The sequence below is a fragment of the Shewanella sp. SNU WT4 genome (genome assembly GCF_006494715.1).
In the GTDB taxonomy this organism is placed as follows: domain Bacteria; phylum Pseudomonadota; class Gammaproteobacteria; order Enterobacterales; family Shewanellaceae; genus Shewanella.
Window position 1 is genome coordinate 3,926,457 of record NZ_CP041151.1, and the last position, 22,852, is coordinate 3,949,308.

General features: G+C 47.2%; 19 protein-coding genes. 8 read left to right on the forward strand and 11 right to left on the reverse strand.

Features of this window, described 5'->3' with window-relative positions; genetic code table 11:
* Positions 1-188: 188 nt before the first annotated feature.
* The 3 genes from cutA to FJQ87_RS17645 all read left to right on the forward strand — a co-directional run bounded on the left by cutA (position 189) and on the right by FJQ87_RS17645 (position 4,106).
* Positions 189-524 carry a divalent-cation tolerance protein CutA gene (gene cutA / locus FJQ87_RS17635; RefSeq protein WP_140933754.1) on the forward strand — a complete coding sequence of 112 codons (336 nt, stop codon included), beginning with the start codon at positions 189-191 and terminating at the stop codon, positions 522-524.
* Positions 521-2,368, forward strand: coding sequence for a protein-disulfide reductase DsbD (locus tag FJQ87_RS17640; protein ID WP_140933755.1), 1,848 nt, complete (start codon positions 521-523; stop codon positions 2,366-2,368). Before cutA ends, FJQ87_RS17640 begins: the two co-directional genes overlap by 4 nt.
* 118 nt (positions 2,369-2,486) lie before the next feature.
* Positions 2,487-4,106, forward strand: coding sequence for a cation:proton antiporter family protein (locus FJQ87_RS17645; RefSeq protein WP_140933756.1), 1,620 nt, complete (start codon positions 2,487-2,489; stop codon positions 4,104-4,106).
* Between the two features lie 49 nt (positions 4,107-4,155).
* Here the strand turns inward: FJQ87_RS17645 and FJQ87_RS17650 are convergent, their stop codons facing one another.
* The 4 genes from FJQ87_RS17650 to yedE form a co-directional block, all read right to left on the reverse strand.
* Positions 4,156-4,557 (reverse strand): hypothetical protein, encoded by a 402-nt coding sequence (locus tag FJQ87_RS17650; RefSeq protein ID WP_140933757.1) that lies wholly within the window; start codon positions 4,555-4,557, stop codon positions 4,156-4,158.
* Between the two features lie 357 nt (positions 4,558-4,914).
* Positions 4,915-5,928, reverse strand: coding sequence for an NAD(P)H-quinone oxidoreductase (locus tag FJQ87_RS17655; protein WP_140933758.1), 1,014 nt, complete (start codon positions 5,926-5,928; stop codon positions 4,915-4,917).
* 163 nt (positions 5,929-6,091) lie between these two features.
* Positions 6,092-6,334, reverse strand: a complete 243-nt coding sequence (gene yedF / locus FJQ87_RS17660; protein WP_140933759.1) for a sulfurtransferase-like selenium metabolism protein YedF — start codon at positions 6,332-6,334, stop codon at positions 6,092-6,094.
* A 142-nt stretch (positions 6,335-6,476) separates the two neighbouring features.
* Entirely contained in the window at positions 6,477-7,736 is a 1,260-nt protein-coding gene (gene yedE / locus FJQ87_RS17665) for a selenium metabolism membrane protein YedE/FdhT (protein ID WP_140933760.1), read from the reverse strand.
* Positions 7,737-8,226: 490 nt separating this feature from the next.
* On the opposite strand from yedE, the gene FJQ87_RS17670 reads away from it, so the two are divergent.
* The 3 genes from FJQ87_RS17670 (at position 8,227) to FJQ87_RS17680 (ending at position 9,856) form a co-directional block, all read left to right on the forward strand.
* Positions 8,227-8,796 carry a DUF502 domain-containing protein gene (locus tag FJQ87_RS17670; RefSeq protein WP_140934194.1) on the forward strand — a complete coding sequence of 190 codons (570 nt, stop codon included), beginning with the start codon at positions 8,227-8,229 and terminating at the stop codon, positions 8,794-8,796.
* Between the two features lie 152 nt (positions 8,797-8,948).
* Positions 8,949-9,359, forward strand: coding sequence for a DUF1801 domain-containing protein (locus tag FJQ87_RS17675; protein ID WP_140933761.1), 411 nt, complete (start codon positions 8,949-8,951; stop codon positions 9,357-9,359).
* Between the two features lie 125 nt (positions 9,360-9,484).
* Positions 9,485-9,856, forward strand: a complete 372-nt coding sequence (locus FJQ87_RS17680; RefSeq protein ID WP_140933762.1) for a hypothetical protein — start codon at positions 9,485-9,487, stop codon at positions 9,854-9,856.
* Positions 9,857-9,993: 137 nt separating this feature from the next.
* Here the strand turns inward: FJQ87_RS17680 and ssb are convergent, their stop codons facing one another.
* Both ssb and FJQ87_RS17690 read right to left on the reverse strand, forming a co-directional pair.
* A complete protein-coding gene (ssb, locus tag FJQ87_RS17685) occupies positions 9,994-10,674 on the reverse strand; it encodes a single-stranded DNA-binding protein (RefSeq protein ID WP_140933763.1) in 681 nt (226 codons plus the stop codon).
* A gap of 31 nt (positions 10,675-10,705) precedes the next feature.
* Positions 10,706-12,073, reverse strand: coding sequence for an MFS transporter (locus tag FJQ87_RS17690; protein WP_140933764.1), 1,368 nt, complete (start codon positions 12,071-12,073; stop codon positions 10,706-10,708).
* Positions 12,074-12,321: 248 nt separating this feature from the next.
* Here FJQ87_RS17690 and uvrA point away from each other — a divergent pair, with 248 nt between their 5' ends.
* Both uvrA and FJQ87_RS17700 read left to right on the forward strand, forming a co-directional pair.
* Entirely contained in the window at positions 12,322-15,147 is a 2,826-nt protein-coding gene (uvrA, locus tag FJQ87_RS17695; RefSeq protein ID WP_140933765.1) for an excinuclease ABC subunit UvrA, read from the forward strand.
* A 202-nt stretch (positions 15,148-15,349) separates the two neighbouring features.
* Positions 15,350-17,194: a DEAD/DEAH box helicase gene (locus FJQ87_RS17700; RefSeq protein WP_140933766.1), complete on the forward strand. Its 1,845-nt coding sequence runs from the start codon at positions 15,350-15,352 to the stop codon at positions 17,192-17,194.
* Positions 17,195-17,358: 164 nt separating this feature from the next.
* On the opposite strand, the gene FJQ87_RS17705 is transcribed toward FJQ87_RS17700, so the two are convergent.
* From FJQ87_RS17705 to FJQ87_RS17725, 5 genes are all read right to left on the reverse strand, one after another.
* Positions 17,359-18,006, reverse strand: coding sequence for an HAD family hydrolase (locus FJQ87_RS17705; RefSeq protein ID WP_140933767.1), 648 nt, complete (start codon positions 18,004-18,006; stop codon positions 17,359-17,361).
* 97 nt (positions 18,007-18,103) lie between these two features.
* Positions 18,104-19,510: a basic amino acid/polyamine antiporter gene (locus FJQ87_RS17710; RefSeq protein WP_140933768.1), complete on the reverse strand. Its 1,407-nt coding sequence runs from the start codon at positions 19,508-19,510 to the stop codon at positions 18,104-18,106.
* Between the two features lie 285 nt (positions 19,511-19,795).
* On the reverse strand, positions 19,796-20,383 hold the full coding sequence (locus tag FJQ87_RS17715; protein WP_140933769.1) for a DUF308 domain-containing protein: 588 nt from the start codon (positions 20,381-20,383) through the stop codon (positions 19,796-19,798).
* Between the two features lie 229 nt (positions 20,384-20,612).
* The gene (metF, locus tag FJQ87_RS17720; RefSeq protein ID WP_140933770.1) at positions 20,613-21,515 is read right to left on the reverse strand and encodes a methylenetetrahydrofolate reductase; all 903 of its coding nucleotides are present in this window, start codon (positions 21,513-21,515) and stop codon (positions 20,613-20,615) included.
* A gap of 207 nt (positions 21,516-21,722) precedes the next feature.
* Positions 21,723-22,784 (reverse strand): glucokinase, encoded by a 1,062-nt coding sequence (locus tag FJQ87_RS17725; protein WP_168195226.1) that lies wholly within the window; start codon positions 22,782-22,784, stop codon positions 21,723-21,725.
* Between the last annotated feature and the right edge of the window lie 68 nt (positions 22,785-22,852).

Here is a 22,852-nt window from a genome sequence, read left to right on the forward strand (position 1 = left end):
TGTTTTCAAGAGCCAATCAGGTTAACATCCCAAGACTCAAGTTATCTGGCTCACTGTTTTTTGGTAACAAAGATGCAGATCTAGCCTAAAACACGTAAAGTACGCAACCTTAACGCCAAGAATCGCCATCAGTGTATGGCATTTGGCTTAAACCAGATTTAATCACTCCCTAGGTTGGAATAAGTCACATGGAAAAGCCCCAACTTGACAGCTATTTACTGGTATTAACCACCTGTCCAGATAAAGCCACAGCCCAAACTATCGCCAAGGCCGTGATTAGTGCACAATTAGCCGCCTGCGCGCAAATAGGCCAAGCCATTGAATCGATTTACCAGTGGCAAGGAGAAATGCAGGTAGAGAGCGAAATTCCGCTGCAATTTAAATGCAGCCAGAGCCAATATGTGCCGTTACAACAAACCTTGTTACAACTTCATCCCTATGAAGTACCACAGATAGTCGCCGTTCCCCTGTCTTATGGATTACCCGCTTATTTCAATTGGATAAAAGAAAACAGCCCATCATGAAGAAACTGATAACCCTACTTTTTAGCGTAGCGCTTTTAGCCTCGCCCTTTACGCAAGCAGACAGTATTTTTGGCTCTAAAGGTTTTAGCTTTCTAAAACAAGAACCACAATTAATGCCTGTTGAGCAAGCCTTTGTTTTTGATTTTAAACAACAAGGTAATCAAGTGGCCGTTAGCTGGGTCATAGCCGATGGTTACTATCTGTATCAAGATAAGCTTAAGTTTTCAGCCGATAATGCCACCTTAGGTGAAATCCAATTGCCTAAAGGCGTGATGCATCACGATGATTATTTTGGTGAGCAAGAAGTCTATACCCAGTATGTCGACATCCCAATTGCCATCAAAGAAGCGGCTAAAGATGCCAAGCTCACCGTCACCTTTATGGGCTGCGCCGAGGGTAAACTGTGTTTTCCCCCGACCAAGCAATATGCGCCACTGGCAGAAGTTGCCAGCAATGATGGCTTGCTGCCAGTAACAGCCGCCACCAGCCAAGCGGCTACCGCGACTGATACTAATGCCAGCGAAGGTTTTTTCAGTAACACCAGTAATAGCGAGCATGTCAGTGAGCAAGATGGCCTGAGCAAGTTATTGAGTGATGGCAATCTCGGCTGGACCTTATTAATTTTCTTCGGTTTAGGCATAGGCTTAGCGTTAACCCCCTGCGTATTTCCTATGTATCCGATTTTGTCTGGCATTATTGTCGGCCAAAAACAGCAGTTATCCACCGCCAAAGCCTTCTCCTTGTCCATGGCTTATGTGCAAGGCATGGCGATTACTTACTCGCTCCTTGGCTTAGTCGTCGCCTCTGCCGGCCTTAAGTATCAAGCGGCGCTGCAACACCCTGCGGTACTGATTTTCTTAGCCATCATGTTTGCCGTGCTCAGTTTATCTATGTTTGGCGTGTATGAGCTTAAGCTGCCTAGTCGCTGGCAAGAAAAAATGAATAGCGCAGCTAACAACCAGCAAGGCGGTAAGCTTGCGGGCGTATTCATGATGGGCGTGATTTCAGGCTTAGTCGCTTCCCCTTGCACTACTGCGCCGCTATCTGGCGCCTTAATCTATGTGGCGCAAACCGGTGATTTACTGCAAGGCTTCTTGGCCTTGTATGTCCTCAGCATGGGTATGGGCTTACCGCTACTCATCATAGGCACCTCGGGCGGTAAACTGCTGCCACGCGCTGGTCAGTGGATGGACGTGATTAAAACTGTGTTCGGCTTCTTGCTGATTGCTGTGTCTGTGGTGATGATTAGTCGCATTTGGCCAGGACTTGTGACTGACATCCTTTGGTCTGTGTGGGGCGTAAGCTTAATTGCATACTTAATGCATCAGAACAAGTTAACCGCCTTTGACTGGAAACAAACCGTGCGCTCAGTGCTATTAACCTTAGCCCTGCTTGGCAGCTTCTCTTACGGCTTCCAAGCTGTGATGGCAGCCCTTGGTCATGCTAGCCCTGTGATTAGTGGCGAAAAAGCGCCGAATAAGGGCTTCACTAAATTTAAAACCTTAGCTGAACTTGATACTGAGCTTGCCGCCGCTAAGGCTGCTGGTGAGCCTGTGCTTATCGACTTTTATGCTGACTGGTGCGTTGCCTGTAAAGAATTTGAAAACATCACTTTCAAATCTGAGCAAGTGCAGCAAAGATTCCAGAAAATCCGTTTGCTTAAGGCCGATGTCACTAAGATGGACAGCGATGATGAAGCCTTATTGGATCATTACGGCATCAAAGGCTTACCTACCTTATTGCTATTTAATGCCAATGGCCTATTAGATAGCGGCTTAACCGTAACTGGATTTATGGGACCTGTGGCTTTTGCTGAGCAACTCGATAAGCTTAACGCGCAATAATGTTACATAAGCGCACAAAAACCCTTCATTTTTGAGGGGTTTTTGTTTTCTAGGTTGTGACAAGGTCTGCCATTAGCATTTACAATAGTCACAAGAAATTTAGCTATAAGTGGAATTCATGGAACCAGCAATACTCGTTATCACTCTTTCTTGCGGGCTATTAGTCAATCGCCTCGGCTTACCGCCGCTTATCGGTTACTTAGTGGCAGGTTTTGCCCTGTATTTATTTGGGATCAATGACGCAAGCTTACCCTTGCTAGAAACGCTCGCTAACCTAGGCGTGACCTTACTGCTGTTTGTTATTGGTCTGAAACTCGACATTAAAAGTCTATTTAAGGCCGAAGTGTGGGCAGGAGCCAGTATTCATCTGATTGGATCCATGCTGTTTTTTATCCCGCTGCTGAAATTACTCGGGTTAATTGGCCTAAGTCAGCTCACCGATTTCACGATTGAGCAATTAAGCTTGTTAGCCTTTGCCTTGAGCTTTTCTAGTACCGTTTTTGCGGTCAAAGTGCTCGAAGACAAAGGCGATATGCAGTCGCTCTATGGCCGCGTAGCCATTGGTATCTTGATTATGCAAGATATCTTCGCGGTAGCATTTTTAACTATTTCTAAAGGCGAAATTCCAAGTGTTTGGGCTTTTGCTCTACTGCTGTTACCTCTAGCCAAACCATTGATTTACCGCGCTCTGGATAAAGCTGGCCATGGTGAATTATTAGTACTGTTTGGCTTAGTGATGGCGCTCGTAGTCGGTGCTTGGCTATTTGAAAGTGTGGGTTTAAAGCCTGATTTAGGTGCCTTGATTGTCGGTATTTTATTAGCCGGCCACCCAAAATCATCTGAGCTTGCTAAGTCATTATTCTATTTTAAAGAATTATTTCTGGTCGCATTCTTCCTCACCATAGGCCTTAATGGTTTACCAAGTGTGGAAGATGTTGGTTTGGCGATGATTTTAGTGGCTTGTATTCCGCTTAAGATTGCCTTGTTCTTGTATTTATTAACCTTCTTCAAGCTGCGCTCACGCACCGCGGTTCTAACCTCATTTAACTTAGGTAACTACAGTGAGTTCGGTTTGATTGTGGCTGCCGTTGCGACTACCAAGGGCTGGTTACCCCAGCAATGGCTGGTGATTATCGCTGTGGCCTTAAGCTTAAGTTTCTTACTGGCAGCGCCACTTAATAGCTTAGTGGGTCTGTTTTATCAAAAATACCAAGGTAAATTACGCCGCCTTGAGCACTATCCACTGCATCCAGAAGATAGACCTATCAGTATCGGCAAAGCTAAGTTCTTAGTCTTTGGTATGGGCCGCATTGGTAGCGGCGCTTATGATGAGCTTAAAGCTAAATATGGCGATGGCGTGGTGGGGATTGAGCATAAGCATGAGCTGGTTGAATACCACTTAAGCGTTGGCCGCAATGTAGTGCATGGCGATGCCGGTGATACTGACTTTTGGGATAAACTGGAGCGCAATACTGGCGTGGAATTAGTGCTACTGGCTATGCCCCATCACCGCGGTAACTTGTTTGCCATTGAGCAATTAAAGCAGCGTGAATACAAAGGCCGCATTAGCGCGATTGTGCAATATCACGATGATGCCGAGTCATTAAAAGAGGCCGGCGTAGATAGCATTTACAACCTCTACGAGGCCGCGGGTGCTGGTTTTGTTGATCACGTGATTAAGGAGCTTGAATTCTTGCAAGCGCTTGAAGACCAGCCGGAATCACGCGCAGCCAACTAAATTACAGAGATAAAAAAAGCTGGCTTAGCCAGCTTTTTTTATGGGTGGATTAGTCGTCGAAATCGTCGGCCCAATCTTCAAAATCATCCCCTAAACCTTCCACTTCGGGCTCAGGTTCAGGCTCAGGTTTTGCTTTACGTGCAGGCGCGGCATAAGCGTTTTCTTCGAGCTCTTCAAGGCTGCGATGCTTTACCATAAAAGCGGCGCGAGCCTCTTTCCATGCGGCGCCATATTGTGTTTGGGCGGCACTTAATGCGTCACCTTCCAATTCATATAAATTGACCTTCACAATATCTTCTACATATTCAATGATCGTGTTGCGCTGAGCATTGAAAAGGTAGATGCGTCCTGGAGATGCATCGGGTAACTGATTATCGTGAACAACCACTGAATTACCTCGAGAGGTACGAAGTTCACCAAACCAAACCTGTTTTTTTGCGGTGTTGTACATATATGCTAATACCCTTAAATCAACACATACTTTTGAATTTGTCCATTAGATAGCGCTGTCGCTATTGGCTGTCAAGTAACTTATGCAGCCGGACCTCTTTTAAGGCGATATTCTTACAGAATATGAAACAGAATCAATCCTGCAGATGCCAAATTTTCATATTTAACTAAGCGAATTTTCGCCTTACAGCACATTTTCAATGTCTAGTTGCAATTTAGCTGAAAAATACATCTGGGCAAGTCTTTTATTAAAAAAACCTCGCTAAATCATCAAGTCGCCTCACAATTGCGACCAAGCATTCGTTCGCATTACCACTAATGAGTTAGCTATGAGTCAATCTTAACCACTCGATGTTAGTCATGCGAGCGAGTTATTGGCTGGTGCCATGACTAACACTAGCTTGCCGCTAAATTGGCGCGACGCAAAGACTTGGTGGGCTAACCTCACATCCCTTAACGCAAACGTCTGAAAAATGGGTAAGCTCAGGGGCTGAGTGGCAAATAAGGGCCAAACTTGGCGCAGTAACTGCTGGGCGATTTCGCCCTTGGCTTCATCAGATTGCGCCCGCAAGGTTGAAGCCACCCAAGTTAAGCGCCAACTCATTAATTTGAAGATATCCACTGTCACTTGCCTGCCCGTTTGGCAGGCAATAGAGACTAAGCGGCCTTCATAGGCCAGACTATCTATGGCGGCGTTAAGCCACTGCCCACCTAACTGATCGAGTACTACATCCACCCCGCGCCCATGAGTTAAGGCGAGTACTTGGTCACTGATATTAGCGGCGTCGCCCCACAGCACGTCATCGGCGCCTAAATCTAGGCAATACTCACGCTTACTCTCAGAGCTCACTAAGGCAATGACCTTGACATCAAAGGCCTTAGCTAAGCGAATGGCTGCGCTACCTATGCCGCCAGAGGCGCCTAATACCAGTAAAGTCTCCCCCGCCTTAAGGCGGCCGCGCATAAACACATTGCCCCACACGGTAAAAAAGGTTTCTGGCAAGGCGGCAGCTTGGATGAGGGTTAATTCGTTAGGCACAGGTAAGCAGTGATTAGCATGAACCGTGACATACTCGCTATAACCGCCGCCCGCCACCAAAGCGCACACCTTATCACCAAGCTGCCAAGTGGTATGTGAACTGACATTCGCGCCCAAACCAACGATTTCGCCAGCGACTTCTAGCCCGAGTACTGCTGATGCTCCAGCGGGCTGCGGGTAATGACCTTGACGCTGCGCCATATCCGGCCCATTAATGCCGGCCGCTGCTACCTTGATTAACACTTGCATGGCGCTTGGCCTAGGGATGGGCATTTCACTCAATGCCATCACCTCAACCCCACCTACTCCCTGACATGCCACATAATTCATCATTATGACTCCCCTTGTGCGAGACTTGCCTTGCTTAGCTTTTATCTATTAGTAGCATGCTTCTCTATTTAGAAGCATGGTTAATAGCATGAGAGTGGCTAAATTCCAGCAAAAAAAACCGCCGAATAACGGCGGTTTTAGTGAGTCATAAATCTAGCGCATAAGCTTATTTACGCAGTAAGAAGCGCACTAATGGCCCTTGCTGACTCAGAGATAACACTTCATAACCATGATTTTTAGCATCTGTCGGTATGTTATTAATCGACTGCAAACAGTCAGTCACAACTTCTAACACTTGGCCACTGGCGAGCTGAGTCATAGCTTCTAAAGTCGCTACCGCAGGATACGGGCAAGGCTCACCCATGATTTCTAATTGAAAATCGGCATTTGGCAAAGATGGTTGCTGCATAATATTTATCTCACTCTAGGACTGGTGCCAGTCACTATTTAATGGGGTGTCATGGATAAAGCCCGCATGATGAGCGCTTTATCCACTGAGATATTTGATCTCATACTTTAGACTGAGTTCAGTTTAAGTCATCGACCTAAACTTAATGAGTCGCTGTGCTATTGGCTGCAGTAGCCGTTGCCACATTGACGCTTGCGGCATTGTCATTGGCTAGATTTCGATTCGCCATGGCGCGCTTAAAGAAATAACGCTCCCACAGTAAAATGGCGCCAAAAGATAAAGCTAATAATCCGTAGGTTAAGAGCACTCCGCCCCATGGACCTAACTCAGTCAATAAATTCAACTTAGGCCAGCTGGTCGCTAATGGCGTGGCTAAATCATCCCACCACCAAGCCAGTAAGATTGAGCCCAGAATATTACCAATACCGACATACCAAAAATGCACTTGTCCTTCCATAGCGCGATACATCCAGCCGGTTTCGCAGCCGCCAGCGAGCACTATGCCAAAGCCAAATAATAAACCGCCAATCACGGCATTAGGGCCTGCCCACATGATTTTTTGGGCAACGCCTTGATCAATAAAAGCAAACACACCAATGGCAGATACCGCCATCCCTAAAATAATGGCTTTGGCCATTTGGGTGCGACCGGTGATCCACATATCGCGAAATGCTGAGGTAAAGCAGATTTGAGCGCGCTCGATTAATAAACCAAAACCAACACCAAACAGTAAGGCGAGCCCCAATTTGGGAGCATCAAATAAACTAATAATGCCCCACGCAACCAGCGCCACAAACAACATAATGCCTAAGCGGAACTGACGCTGACCTGAACTCATAGTCGTCGCTTTAATACTCTTATTGCCCGCGGTCAGTTTTAACGGCACACGTAACATGGGCAGCAAACAAAAGCGCGCTCCAGCATAAGAGCCAGCGGCGGTCGCTAGCGCAAACAACCAAGCATGAACGCTGAACTGCGGAATACCGGTAAAGAAGGCTGCTAAATTGCAGCCCATGGCTAAGCGCGCACCAAAGCCTGCGATCATGCCGCCAATTAAGGCTTGGGCAATGCGGCGTTTATGCTGCGGAAAACGCAGCTTAACATTGTTAGCCCACAAGGCTGCGGCCAAAGCGCCGCCAAACATGCCAATAAGCAACATGCCACCCACTCTATCAAGAGGCGTGCCCTTAAGCCCAATAATCTGAAAATACTGCCACTGAGTCGGATCAATGCCAACGCCTTGTAATAAATGACCGCCCCAGCGCGTAAACTCCCCGGTGACAGCCCACAAGCTACCCGTTAGCCCAAAAAAATAGGTCGCCATAACCCCAGCGGCTATCACAGCTGGAATGGGTGACCAAAACTTAATTAAATAGGCTTGCTTGAATGCTTGCCAGCTCATGAAATCTCTCCGCACTAAATTGAGGGCGCATCATACGCGAAAATGGCCCGATCAATTGGCTTGAGATCGCGTTTATAAAACAAAATTCATCCAATTTAGCTGATGACTTGGCTAAGTGATTGATTTGATCTGGGCTTTGATCAGGTGATGGGATAAATAGAGGCGTTGCGAGTGGATCGCTATGTCGATCTAACAAGTTATCATTGCAGCTCGGTACCTGCGACCTCACCTTCACTGGCCGTAAAATCCCCCCATAAAATCAGACTAGATCGAATGCGGATCTCAGTGGTCGCTCAGGCCTTAGCTTGAGTCTTAAGTCTTGAGTTTTAAGTAACGACCGCGATCAGTTATTTGGCACGCAAATACAAACCTAAGCAAAAACTAAACTAAGGCATTACCTGATTGATACTTGAGCCCCCAAGCGGCTAGCCCTTGTGTTAGCATGCACGCCGATAAATGACATCAACCCATGAGTAATAACGAGGACGGTATGAAAGCAACCCTAACCCGCGGCCTGATGAATGTACTGCCGATGGCCTTAAGCCTATGGTTGTTTTGGTCACTATTTGAATCGCTAGATGCTTTAGGCGGCTTATTAATCAGCCTAGTGGGAGTGAAACCCTTTATTGGCACCGGCTTTATACTGGTTATCTTATTAGTGTTTATTGCTGGCTTATTATTTTCTGTCAGTCCCTTTGCTTGGGGCTGGCATAAAATCGAAACCGCTTTGATGCGCTTTCCGCTATTTAAATCTGTCTATGGCAGCATTCGCGACATAGCCTCATTAATGAATCGCGACGACAAACCCACCAATCAGCAAGTGGTATTAGTCAAACAAGCTAATGGCGGTTATGTGGTGGGTTTTATCATGACAGATACTGTGCCGGCGCCGCTTAGCGCCGCCTTAGGTGATGATGATTGGGTGCCTGTGCTGTTTCAGTTGTCCTATCAAATGGCTGGCGTGACTAGCCTAGTGCGCCGCGCAGATCTAATCCCTGTGGATTGGCCATTTGAAGATGCCATGCGCTTTAACTTAACCGCAGGCTTGTCTAAGTTGTAACGGCAGGACCGTTTAGCTTAACTGCCAAGTCGCAAGCATTAGTATCATGCCCTCTGTGAGTGACTTTTAGCGACTTGCTAGCGTTAAGACATAATCGCTGAATCCACTATGATCAAAGCTATGGCTACACTCATAGAGCTAAGGGACTCGATATGACTAACACTCATTTACTCACTGCAAGCTGGGATCATTATCCAAGTGCGGCCAAAGCTTATCTTTTGGCACTTACGCAGCTTATCTATGAGGTTGCAAGCGAGCAACAATTCGGGGAAGTGGCCGCCAGCCTAAAATGGGGGCAAGTCAGCTTTACTGTCAAAGGCGGTAGTTCGGTGCGCTTGGACTGGACTATTAACGCGCCCGAGCAAGTCGCCCTGTATTTTATCTGCCACACCCGCTTAGTTGACACTTTTAAACAACTCTACGGCGAGCAATTAATCTTGCAAGGCAATCGCGCCATTATCCTGCCTTTAACGCAGCCCATACCTATCAACATATTACGCCACAGCATCAAGCTGACTTTTAGCTATCAGCGCATCAAACACTTGCCTTTGCTTGGGTGTTAATCTTGCGGGGGACTAGACAAAATAATGGATGATATTTAGAGTCACAATTCACTCAAATAAAAACAATTGAGCATTCATGGAGCCTGATGTCATAACGGCACACTTGCATAATTTTGTCTGAGCTTATGAACATAGTCCGCACATTTTTGCTGTTATTAATAGCGATAAGCCCTGCACTACATGCAGATACTTGCTCTGTTACTGAAGATGATATTGTCGGCGCTTGGAGTCAGCAAGGTGAACAAGGATTTTTCGAGGAATTTGCACTTACATCAGACTCAAGTTCAGGCGTAAAAGATTTCAACTCATGGCTTCATCATAGACCAGAGCTAGTCAACGCCGCCTGGGAGTTCAAAGATTGCCAACTCATTATCACGCCGCGCAGCAATGAATTCCCGTCCTTTCAACTCAATATTCTTAGCCTTAAAGAAAATGCACTGCAACTACAAGATGAGTCCGAAGATTTACCATCAGTGTATAAGCGGATTTTGAATTAGCCTAAATAACTGTGGATATTGCCATCAAATATTAAAGCTGCGAAATCATAGAACTTAAGCGAAAATTTTTACCCTCAAAAAACAAAACCCAGCGCTAGGGCTGGGCTTTATATTCATAATCGTTCAGCAAAACTGATCTAGAACGGGATATCGTCATCCCAACCCTCATCTAAATCTGGGGTATAGTTTTGCTGTGGTGCAGCAGCTGGCGCGGCTTGTGGCTTAGGCGCTGGACGCTGTTGCATTGGCGCAGATTGCTGCGGTGCACTTTGCTGTGGCGCTTGGTAAGCTGGCGCGGCAGGAGCAGATTGATAGTTCTGCTGTGGCTGCTGGTAAGCTTGCTGCGGAGCACTTTGCTGTGGCGCTTGATAATTCTGCTGTGGCTGCTGATAACCTTGGTTAGCCGGCTGGCCAGCAAACTGGTTATTCTGACCACCAAAATTGCCAGCCGCTTGACCTGGTTGACCTTGTGGACGGCCACCCAGCATTTGCATGCTACCGCTTTGATCTACCACGATTTCAGTAGAATATCTGTCTTGACCACTTTGGTCTTTCCACTTGCGAGTCTGCAGCTTGCCTTCCACGTAGACTTGCGAACCTTTGCGCAGGTATTCACCGGCAATTTCAGCTAACTTGCCGAAAAACACCACACGGTGCCATTCAGTTCTTTCTTGCTGCTGTCCTTGCTGATCTTTCCACGATTCACTAGTGGCCACTGTGATGTTGGCCACTGCATTGCCATTTGGCATGTAGCGCACTTCAGGATCTTGTCCTAAATTACCTACCAGAATCACTTTATTCACACCGCGACTGGCCATTTAACTCTCCGCTCAATTCAAAAAAATCAGTCTAATTGACAAAGCCTAACACAGCTCGGGCTTGTCTCAAATCGAAATGCTCTTCAACTTTTAGGTAGGCAACTTTTTCTTCCAATACAACAATGGCTTCGGCAACACCGTCCAGTTCAGATAATTGCATGGCCAGTTTTTTAGCCTCAGCTGTGCTCGAGACTTCTGCCGCTAAAGTATAACTTTTTAGCATCACAGGATTAGCCATACCTAAGGTAATGATGAGCCACAGCACTACTAACGCCGCAGCCAGTAAAAACACTCCGGTCGCCCCCAGCAATTGATAAGCGCCGCCGCCGAGTAAACCACCACAAAACGCCCCTAAAAACTGACTGGTAGAATAAACGCCCATGGCAGTGCCTTTTTCACCCACAGGGCAAAACTTGGCAATTAAGCTAGGTAGTGAGGCTTCAAGGTAGTTAAAACCAGTAAAAAATAGCAATAAGGCTAATGCCAATGCCCATAAGGTGGTGGGCAGCGCAGCTAACAACAATAAAGCAGTTAACAGTAATCCCAGCGCAATTTGAAACATGCCGCGAGCCGTTTTCTTTTTAGCGCTGATAATAATCAGCGGCACCATCAAGATAAACGCGCCAACAAAGGTCGGGAAGTACAATAACCAGTGCTGCTCTTTAACAAGGCCTGCATCGACTAAACCGAGCGGTAAGGCCACAAACACGGCCGTTAAAATCAAATGCAGTAAAAAGATACCCGCATCTAGGCGTACCAATTGGCTGTTTTGCAGCATCTGTTTGATTTTGGCGGGCGCCGCTAAGGTATCGCCTTTAGGCGCCTGACTAATAGGGTTTGGCACAAACAAATACACTATGGCAATGCCGACTAACGCCAGCACAGCGGTTAGTGCAAACAGACCGCTAAGCCCCATATGTTCAGCCACTATCGGCCCCATCAATAACGACAGCGCGAACGATAAGCCGATACACATGCCAATAATCGCCATGACTTTAGTGCGTTGCTCATCACGACTCAAATCAGCGGCTAGCGCTAATACCGCGGCGGCAATGGCGCCCATGCCTTGCACGGCGCGGCCAAACACTACCCCATAAATTGAGTCGGCCATGGCCGCTATAACAGAGCCAATGGCAAATATGATAAGGCCACCAATAATCACCGGCTTGCGGCCGATTTTATCAGACAATATGCCCATGGGAATTTGTAACACGGCTTGGGTGAGGCCATAAGCGCCAATGGCGATTCCGACCCACAAGGGGCTAAATCCGGTGAGGTGTTGGCCATATAAGGCGAACACCGGCATGATCATAAACAAACCCATCATGCGTAAGCCAAAGATACTAGCGAGGGAAAACGCCACCTTCTTTTCCGTTGCCGAAAGACCGTTTGCGGCCATGAGACTGCCCTGTACTGAGATAAATTTTTAGTTGGCGGATAGTAGCATAGCCACAAATGATCCCCAAGCAGCCCAAATAGGCTTAACTCACAAGATATCAAGTTGATGTACCACGCCCGAGAGTAAACGCTTATCTAGAGGGGCGATTGAGGCGATGCAAATTTACTCGCGTTTTTGCTAGCAACTCCTCGGCTAAACTGTGCAATACTAATACACTTTTTTTGACTCTACAGGAGCTGCAGCGAACGATGGACACGATTGAAATACGTGGTGCCCGCACCCATAACCTGAAGAACATAAATCTAACCATTCCTCGAGATAAGCTGATTGTGATCACAGGCTTATCTGGTTCCGGCAAATCATCTCTGGCCTTTGATACCTTGTATGCTGAAGGGCAGCGCCGTTATGTTGAGTCATTATCGGCCTATGCGCGCCAGTTCTTGAGCTTGATGGAAAAACCGGACGTTGATCATATTGAAGGCTTAAGCCCTGCGATTTCTATCGAGCAGAAATCAACCTCGCATAATCCGCGCTCAACGGTTGGCACTATTACTGAGATTTACGATTACCTGCGCCTGCTGTTTGCCCGCGTCGGTGAACCGCGCTGCCCAACCCACGGCGAGCCATTAGCCGCGCAAACTGTCAGCCAAATGGTCGATAAAGTGCTGGAGATGCCAGAAGGCAGCAAATTAATGCTGCTCGCGCCTGTCGTTAAAGCCCGCAAAGGCGAGCACGTTAAACTACTCGAAAGCTTGGCGGCTCAAGGCTATATTCGCGCCCGTATTGATGGCGAAGTGTGTGATTTATCTGACCCACCAACCTTAGATTTACACATTAAACACACCATTGAAGTGGTGGTTGACCGCTTTAAAGTGCGCGATGATATGCAGCAGCGCTTAGCAGAATCCTTTGAAACTACCTTAGCTTTATCGGGCGGCATAGCCACTATCGCGCCGATGGAAGGTGATGGTGAAGAACTCGTGTTTTCCGCCAACTTTGCCTGTAGCCAATGCGGTTACTCGATTGCTGAATTAGAGCCGCGCATTTTCTCGTTTAACAATCCGGCCGGCGCGTGCCAGACCTGTGATGGCCTCGGCGTTCAAACCTTCTTTGATCCGCAGCGGGTTATCACTAATACCGACTTATCTTTAGCGGGCGGAGCCATTCGTGGCTGGGATCGTCGTAACTTCTATTATTTCCAAATGCTGACCTCGTTAGCCGAGCATTACGGTTTTAATGTTGAAGTGCCATTTTCTGAGCTCAGCGACAACGTTAAAAAGATCGTGTTATTTGGCTCGGGCAAAGACAGTATTTCGTTTAAATACATTAATGATAAAGGCGATGTGGTGGTTCGTAATCACCCGTTTGAAGGCATCATTAATAATATGCAGCGCCGCTATAAAGAAACTGAATCTAACTCAGTGCGCGATGAGTTATCTAAATACATAGCCACTCAGCCGTGCCCAAGTTGCGGCGGCTCGCGCCTCAAAGAAGAAGCGCGCCATGTATTTATCAACGATATTAATTTGCCAACCTTAACCTTCTGGTCGATTGGCGAAACCATGAGTTATTTTGAGCAGCTGCAATTTAGTGGTCAAAAGGCGCAAATCGCTGAAAAGATTTTAAAAGAAGTACGCGATCGCTTGGGCTTCTTAGTCAATGTCGGCCTGAATTATTTAAGCTTATCGCGCTCGGCCGAAACCTTATCAGGCGGTGAAGCGCAGCGTATTCGCTTAGCCAGCCAAATTGGTGCTGGACTTGTGGGCGTAATGTATGTTCTTGATGAGCCTTCCATTGGTTTACATCAACGCGATAACGAGCGCTTATTAGGCACACTCAAGCACTTACGCGATCTTGGCAATACCGTGATAGTGGTTGAGCATGATGAAGATGCTATCCGCATGGCCGATCATATTATCGATATCGGCCCTGGCGCTGGCGTGCATGGCGGTGAAGTCATTTGTGATGGCTCGCTTGAGGACATAATAAACTGCGAACAATCTGTGACAGGCCAGTACATTAGTGGTCGCAAGCAAATTGAAGTCAGTGTCGCGCGCACGCCCATGGATCCTAAGCAAGTGATTGAGCTTTATGGTGCCACTGGCAATAACCTCAAGAGTGTTGATTTAACTATTCCGATTGGTTTACTAACCTGCGTGACCGGTGTCTCTGGCTCAGGTAAATCGACCCTGATTAACGATACCTTCTTTAAGATTGCCCATCGCATGCTCAATGGCGCTACCGTCGATGAGCCCGCGCCCTATGACAAAATTGTTGGCATGGAACTGTGCGATAAAGTAGTCGATATCGATCAAAGCCCCATTGGCCGCACGCCGCGCTCCAACCCCGCCACTTATACCGGCATTTTTACTCCTATTCGTGAGCTGTTTTCTGGCACCCAAGAATCCCGCAGCCGCGGTTATCAACCAGGGCGTTTCTCGTTTAACGTTAAGGGCGGGCGCTGCGAAGCGTGCCAAGGCGATGGTTTGATTAAGGTTGAAATGCACTTTTTACCCGACGTATACGTGCCTTGCGATACCTGTAAGGGTAAGCGTTATAACCGCGAAACCTTAGAAGTGCGTTACAAGAACAAGAATATTCACGAAGTGCTGCAAATGACCGTCGAAGAAGCCCGCGTCTTCTTTGATGCTGTGCCTGCCATAGCCCGTAAGTTGCAAACCTTAATGGATGTGGGCTTGTCGTATATTCGCTTAGGTCAAAGCGCCACGACGTTATCGGGCGGTGAAGCGCAGCGGGTCAAACTGGCTAAAGAGCTATCTAAGCGCGATACCGGTAAAACCTTATACATTTTAGATGAGCCGACCACAGGGTTACACTTTGCTGATATTCAGTTGTTGCTCGATGTATTGCATCGTCTAAAATCACAAGGTAATACCATAGTTGTGATTGAGCATAACCTCGATGTGATTAAAACCGCTGACTGGATTATCGATATGGGACCTGAAGGTGGCGCCGGTGGTGGTACCATTTTAGTGGCTGGCACCCCAGAACAAGTCGCCGCCCATCCTGAGTCACATACAGCTCGATTCTTGCGACCTATGCTGCAGAAATAAGGACTTCAACCCAAAAGTGCCTAACTATTACCCACTTAAACGGGAAGGTTGGCACTTTTGGCAGTTATATTGCATAAGGCATAGTCAAATCGCAAAACCGCTGCTATACTATTTCGTTTTCGGCGCGGGAAATCGACACGGGGTTGATTTTCTGTCTGTGAAGTTATCTAAGCGCAATCGCGCATCCACAAGGCTACAACCCATGTCATCCAGTGAAAAAACATTTCGTGAACTCGGTCTTTCCGAGCCAGTTCTGCGCGCGCTTGACGAGTTAGGTTATGAAAAACCGACTCCAATTCAAGACGCAAGTATTGTTCCTTTGATGCAAGGCCAAGACATTATTGGTCAAGCACAAACAGGTACAGGTAAGACAGGCGCTTTCGCCCTGCCATTACTGAGCGCCATCGACGCTAATCTGAGCGCTCCACAAATTTTAGTGTTAGCGCCTACTCGTGAATTAGCGGTGCAGGTTGCTGAAGCATTCAGCAGCTATGCCAAATATATGAAAAACTTCCATGTACTGCCTATTTATGGCGGTCAGAGCATGCAACAGCAGCTTAACGCTCTGAAGCGTGGCCCACAAGTTATCGTTGGTACTCCAGGTCGTGTGATGGATCACATGCGCCGTGGCACTCTGAAATTAGATTCACTGCACGCCTTAGTGTTAGATGAAGCTGATGAAATGCTGAAAATGGGCTTCATCGATGATATCGAATGGATCCTTGAGCACACGCCAAAGACCAGACAGTTAGCTCTGTTCTCTGCCACTATGCCTGAGCAAATCAAGCGTGTTGCTGGTAAGCACTTAAACAATCCTGCTCATATCAGTATTGCTGCGAGCCACACCACTGTTGAGTCAATCGAACAGCGTTTTGTTCAAGTGTCACAACACAACAAACTGGAAGCTCTGGTACGCGTACTGGAAGTGGAAAACACTGAAGGTATCATCATCTTCGTTCGTACCCGTAACTCATGTATGGAACTGGCTGAAAAGTTAGAAGCCCGTGGTTATGCAGCGTCTCCGCTGCACGGTGATATGAACCAGCAAGCTCGTGAACGCGCTGTTGAACAGCTGAAGAATGGCAAGTTAGACATTCTGATCGCGACCGACGTTGCTGCCCGTGGTCTGGACGTTGAGCGTATTGGTCACGTAGTTAACTACGATATTCCTTACGATACAGAAGCTTATGTACACCGTATTGGCCGTACTGGCCGTGCTGGTCGTACTGGTATGGCAATCTTGTTTGTGACTAGCCGTGAAATGCGCATGCTGCGCACTATCGAGCGCGCCACTAACAGCCGTATTTCACCAATGAAAGTTCCTAGCCCAGAAACTGTGGCTGAGCGTCGTCTGTCTCGTTTAGGTGAGCAACTGTCTAACGTGATCAACAATGAGTCATTAGACTTTATGCGTGATGCTGTGGCTCAGTTGTGTCAACAACTGGAAGTCGATAGCGATGCACTGGCTACTGCTCTGTTGTTCCAAGTACAGCAAGAGCGTCCACTGCAGTTGCCTGTGATGCAAGAACGTCAGCGTGACACTCGTGATGAGCGTCGTGATGGTCAAGGCGGCCGTGATGGTAGTCGCGAAAGCCGTGATGGTGGTCGTGAGCGTCGTCCACGTCCAAGCCCAGAGCGTTTAGGTGCTGCTGATCCGTTGAAAGACAATCCAGATCTGAAGATGTGTCGTTACATCATAGATGTGGGTCGTGACCATGGTGTTGGTGTAGGTAACATCGTTGGCGCTATCGCTAACGAAGCTAACATCGAAAGCCGCTTCATTGGCCACATCCAGTTACTGGATCAAATGACCACTGTTGACTTGCCACAAGGCATGCCAAAAGATGTCATGCTGCACCTGAAAAAAGTGCGCGTATGTGGTAAGCCATTAAACATTCGTGAAGTAGGTGATGAAGTAATCCCTGCTGACAGCCGCCCAGCTCGTCGTCGTCGCCCAGAAGGCGCGCGTCCTGAGGGTGCTCGTCCAGAAGGCGCTCGTAGCGCTGAAGGTCAACGTGAGCGTCGTCCACGCCGTCCACGTGACTAATTAAGCTAGCCTTTGGCTAACTAATAAAAAAGCCCCTTCTGGGGCTTTTTTGTTGGCTGCGATTTACTGCGCCTAAATGTTTACGTGACTAATGTTTACGTGACTCAAGCTATGTATCACTTGAGCTGCTTGAGTTAGCTGAGTCATCACTTATGTTAGGTTTACTAAGAGCGCGCCTTAAGCTCAGAGAGTAGCTCGTGATAACAACGAAAGACCCAATCGGCTTGATGGGCATAATCAGGCGCACCTTCTGGGCAATACAAGGCCGCCACGCAACCTGCGTTACGCGCCGTTTGAATATCAAAGAGATAATCACCAATAAACAGGACTTGTTCAGCTGGCAGTTGCCACTGCTCACAAAAAACCTGCACCCCTTCAGGATCAGGCTTAGCTTTAACATCATCGCGAGTTAATAGTGGTAAATTCAGGCCTAAACGGCTTAAGGTCAGCTCAGCCGCTGGCGCGATATTACGGGTTAAAATCGCGAGAGGTATACCTTGCTGCTGCCAATAGGCAATCAGCTCTGCCGCGCCATCAATCCAAGTAGCCGTCATTGAGCTTTGTAACTCGTATCTGTGTACTACGGCCGTTGCCGCCGCTAACTCTGTAGCCCTTAAGCTTGATAGATGCGCCAAGATATCCGTGCCGCTAGCAATTCCCAACTCACGCCGTAAGCCGCTAAAATCCGGATTTGAATGAGCCAAGGTGCCATCAAGATCGAAAATAACGGCGCTAAATGCGCTAATGTCACTGAGTCCTGTATTCACTGCGCCTTCTGCATTCGCCGCGCTTGCTGCATTTACTGCCACCATGACTTAAATCACTGTCCTTAAATTGATACTTATTTATACCGCATATTCCGTAAGTTTATACGCTAAATCTGTACATTAAGTTCGCTGTGATCTCAGTTTATAACTTAAATAATACCCAAGCGGCGAAACACGCAAGTAACGCCAAAATTAATACAATCATACGATTACCACCAACAAACCACACTTGTCTTTGCTGACGCTTAGCTATGCTAAAGAATATTAACCCAGGGAAATACAACAGAGTTGCCAGCAATAAGTGATGTAGCCCTGAGGCATACAGCAGCCAAAAACCATAGAGCATAGCCACAGCGCCAAAGATGGCCATGCTATAAATTTTATCTTGTCGCCCTTGCTTAACCGCATAAGCTGCCACCAATAAATAAGGCACCAAGATCATCTCAGATGAGATGTTTAACAAGGTATTGTAGCCACCGCCCAGTAAGTTAACCGCCAGCAAAATACCTTGAATGACTAAGCTTGAAATCAATAAGGTAAATATCGGAGTGCCGACCTTATTGGTCTTACTAAAAATAGCGGGAAACATCTTATCTTTGGACGCTGTATAAGGCGTTTCAATGGCTAACATGGTCCAGCTTAAATAGGCGCCGCACACAGATATAATCAATCCGATACCCACTATGTATAAGCCTGCAGGCCCCATAATAGATTCAAGTACTTTAGCCGCCGAAGGATTAGGCATTTGCGCCAGTTCCTTAGTGGAAATAACCCCCATAGACATTAAGCTCACCAGCACATAAATCACTAAGGTCAGCAATAACCCCATCACAGTGGCGCGGCCAACGTCTTTGCGCACCCGCGCCCGCGTAGATAAAATCACTGCACCTTCAATACCGATAAAGACCCACACGGTAATCAGCATGGTTTCTTTCACTTGCGATATTAACGACTCACTGGGATTACCGGCCACATGGGAAAAATTAAGGGTAAAAGTCTCCCACTTAAATGCCGTGACCACAGCCACAATAAAGATAAAAATGGGGATAAGCTTAGCCACTGTGGTTAAGAGGTTAATCAAGGCTGCGGTTTGCACTCCCCGCAGCAATAAGAAATACATACCCCAGACAAAAACCGACGCGCAGGCAATCGATACCGCCGTGGTGCCATTACCAAAAATGACGTGTTGCGGCGTATCAAAAAACAGGCCTAAGGTACTGAAAATAATTACTAAAAATGACACATTGGCAACGACTGCGCTAATCCAATATCCCCACGAAGAAAAGAAACCGATTAGCTCACCAAACCCAGATTTAGCGTAACCAAAAACCCCAGTAGAAATTTCGGGTTTATGGATACATAACTGCTGAAAAGTTAAGGCCAGAAAAATCATGCCGCCACCGGAAATGATCCAACCTATCATCACAGCCAGAGGGCTCGCGACTGCGGCCATATTTTGCGGTAAGGCAAACACCCCAGCACCAATAATGGATCCCACGACCAAGGCAGTTAACGAAAATATGCCGAGTTTATTATCAGGATGAGACAAAGCAGTGCTCCTTAGCACAAATAGTTGGTTAACTATGACGATTCAACAGGGATTAAACACACCAAGTGTAGACGACTCGGTACAATGTTTTAGGGTAACGGGGAAACGGCCAGCGGCGCTGGCCTACAGACTTCGAAGGCTTAATAATTTAGAGGTATGACGGAAAGTCACCCTAAACAGCGGGCGCTGCTTAGGGTGTTGAAAAGTGATGATAAGCGCAAGTCTTAGGCTTATGCCCATGGCCGCCATCATAGTAAAAGTCGTGACTAGGATCATGACTAGCAGTTAACGATCAATATCAGGATTAATGGTTTTTTCAGCAGCTTGCGCTTGGCGCGTGGCTAAACGCTCGGCACTGCGGCTCACTGAAATCAACACTAGCCCTAAAATAATCAGCTTAACCCCAATCAAGATACCAATCACAAATTCAGAGGATACTGGCCATTGCCACATGATAATGCCGGCCATGATTAATGAAGATACGCCGCCCATGGCTATATATCCCCAGCCATGACGTGGGCGCATTTGCAGGGCGCTGGTTAGGCTTGCCATGCCATCTAGCACAAAATAAATGCCTAAGAATAAGGTTAAGGTGGCAAGCCCTAGGCTTGGCATAAACAGCACCACTAAACCGGCAATACCTGTAATGATGGCAAACACTAAGCGGGCGCTAAAACCGCGGCCTTCACCAGGCCAAGCGGCCAAACTTTGCACGAAGCCAACGATAAGCAGCACCACACCAAATAATAAAGTGACCGCTAAGCCCATCACCATAGGTAATGCCAAGGCAATAAGACCAAAAATAAGGGTAATTATGCCCCACTTTTTACTGGCTTTGGACGCCCCAGCAATTAACTGATTCATATCATTCATGGTGCTGCCTGATGTAAATTGTATGTGAAGACAGAGTTTAGCTAAGGCGAGATTCCAACACCAGAATAAACTCAGGCCTGACAAGAGCAATATGGGCACGCGTCCAAAAATATAAACTATCTAATTGTAAATATTGAGTTTTTTATAATTAACTAGTGATGAATTATGATTTACCTAACTAACCCTTAGCAACTATGACCATAGCTAGCCCTCACTAGACTTGTCTCAATTAGGCCAAGGCATGAGCCTGCGGCCTAACACCTAAGGTGTGGCAAATGGCATAACTAAGCTCAGCGCGATTAAGGGTATAAAAATGAAAATCTTTAACCCCCTCTTGGCACAAGACTTTTACCATATCAATCGCCACATTGGCGCCCACTAATTGCCGAGTGTGAGCATCATCCTCTAAGCCATCAAACTGCTTATGCAGCCAAGTTGGCAAGGCTACGTTAGTCATGCCAGCAAAGCGCTTCAGCTGAGTAAAGTTAGTGACAGGTAAGATCCCAGGAATAATTTCCACATCTATGCCAGCTGCCGTGCAGCGATCGCGAAAGCGCAAATACGATTCCACATTGAAGAAAAACTGGGTGATAGCGCGATTGGCGCCCGCATCAATCTTGCGTTTAAGGTGAATTAAATCCGCCTGCGCGCTACTAGCATCGGGATGAACTTCTGGATAAGCCGCCACTGAAATATCAAAATCAGCCACAGACTTTAATAAGCTCACTAAATCATTGGCAAAGCGTGTGGGCTTGGGGCTACCTGCGGGTAAATCACCACGTAGCGCCACTATATGCTTAATGCCCTGCTGCCAGTAGTTTTGCGCTAATTGGCGCAATTCATCATCACTGGCATCCACTAAGGTGAGATGCGGCGCTGCGATTAAATCTGTTTCGCGCTGAATGCGTTCAATCACAGAGTGAGTGCGATCCCGCACCCCAGAATTTGCGCCATAAGTCACAGACACAAACTTAGGCTTAAGTGGCGCCAGGCGTCCAATCGATTGCCACAGCAATTGCTCCATCTCTTGGGTCGCAGGCGGGAAAAATTCAAATGAAACATTAATATCGTCTTTAAGCTCAGCCAGATTCTGATTCAAAGATTGAGCGTAGTGCGCATGATGAAAAGCCATAATATATTCCCTTAAGTTGATGGACGTTTGGACGTCTATACATCCATATACTAGAGCGCAATTGAGCTAAGTCAAGCGTAAATTTTTCATTCACCCACAATAAAGCCATTAAATGGCAACATACAGTTAAGTTTTGTAACCTTACCCCATGAGTAAGGCTACGCTGTGACGTGCTTTGCTGTGCCAAGTTGTGATTGGCAATTTGCCTTATTCAAGCTGATGTTGCTGCCACCATAAGGCGGCGCCGATAAGGGCGGTATCGCTATTAAGCGCTAACTGAATGGGAACAGGCTGCAAATAATGGCGCACATCATCTTTTGCCATAACCCCGTTTATAAACTCACCTTGCTTAATCAAGGGCACGATTTTTGGCAAAATGCCGCCGCAAAGTACCACGCCACCTAAGGCGCCATGAGCCAGCACTAAATCACTCACCACTTGCCCGAGCCAATAACAAAAACATCTAAGAGTGCGAATTGCGAGTACTGAGTTCCCCGCCAAAGCAGCTTCGGTAATGGCCGCAGGGGAATCGAGCAAGCTTGCAGGAATTGCGTTTATTGGTGTCTCTCCAGATTGAGCCTCTCTAAGCATAAGCTCTGCCATTGCTTGATATAAGCGCACTAAACCCGGGCCTGATAAAAAATATTCCACATTAACCACACTGACTTGGCGGCGGGCATGTAGCAGTAAGGCATCTTGCTCAGCATTGGTGGCAGCAAGGCAAATATGCCCCGCTTCACAGCCAACGGGGACAAAGTGCTGCTTCATAGGATGCAAAACCGCAGCGCCAAAACCAGTGCCTGGGCCGAGCACTAAAATCGGGGCGCTAGTGACAGCTTCCCCTGCTCTAACAGTTAATAACTGTTTGGGATCTAAGGCGGGGACACTGTTGGCGTAAGCCACAAAGTCATTAAGCAGCAGCACAGGCATATTAAGCGCCGCGCTTAATTGAGAGGCACAAGCGCTCCAACCTAAGTTAATAAGATGCACTTGCTGATTAATCACAGGGCCTGCTAAGGCAAGGCTCGCGCCAATTATCTTAAAATCAGTAGGTATCAATGCCAAATACTGCTGCACTAATGCCAATACGCTCGGCGCACCTTTACTGGCTAAAGTCAGGGCTTGTTGGCACATGGGCTTATTCTCTAAATGCCCTTCACTAGCCACCAGCATAGGTTCATATAAATTGCCATTAACCTCAGCCGGTACTAATGCAAACCGGCCATTAGTGCCGCCTATATCTGCCACTAAGATCCATGCCTTATTCATCGCCGCGATCCTTTCGTCATTAACTGGCATTTAGTAATTATTGATGATTTTTAAGCACTCTTTGGTAT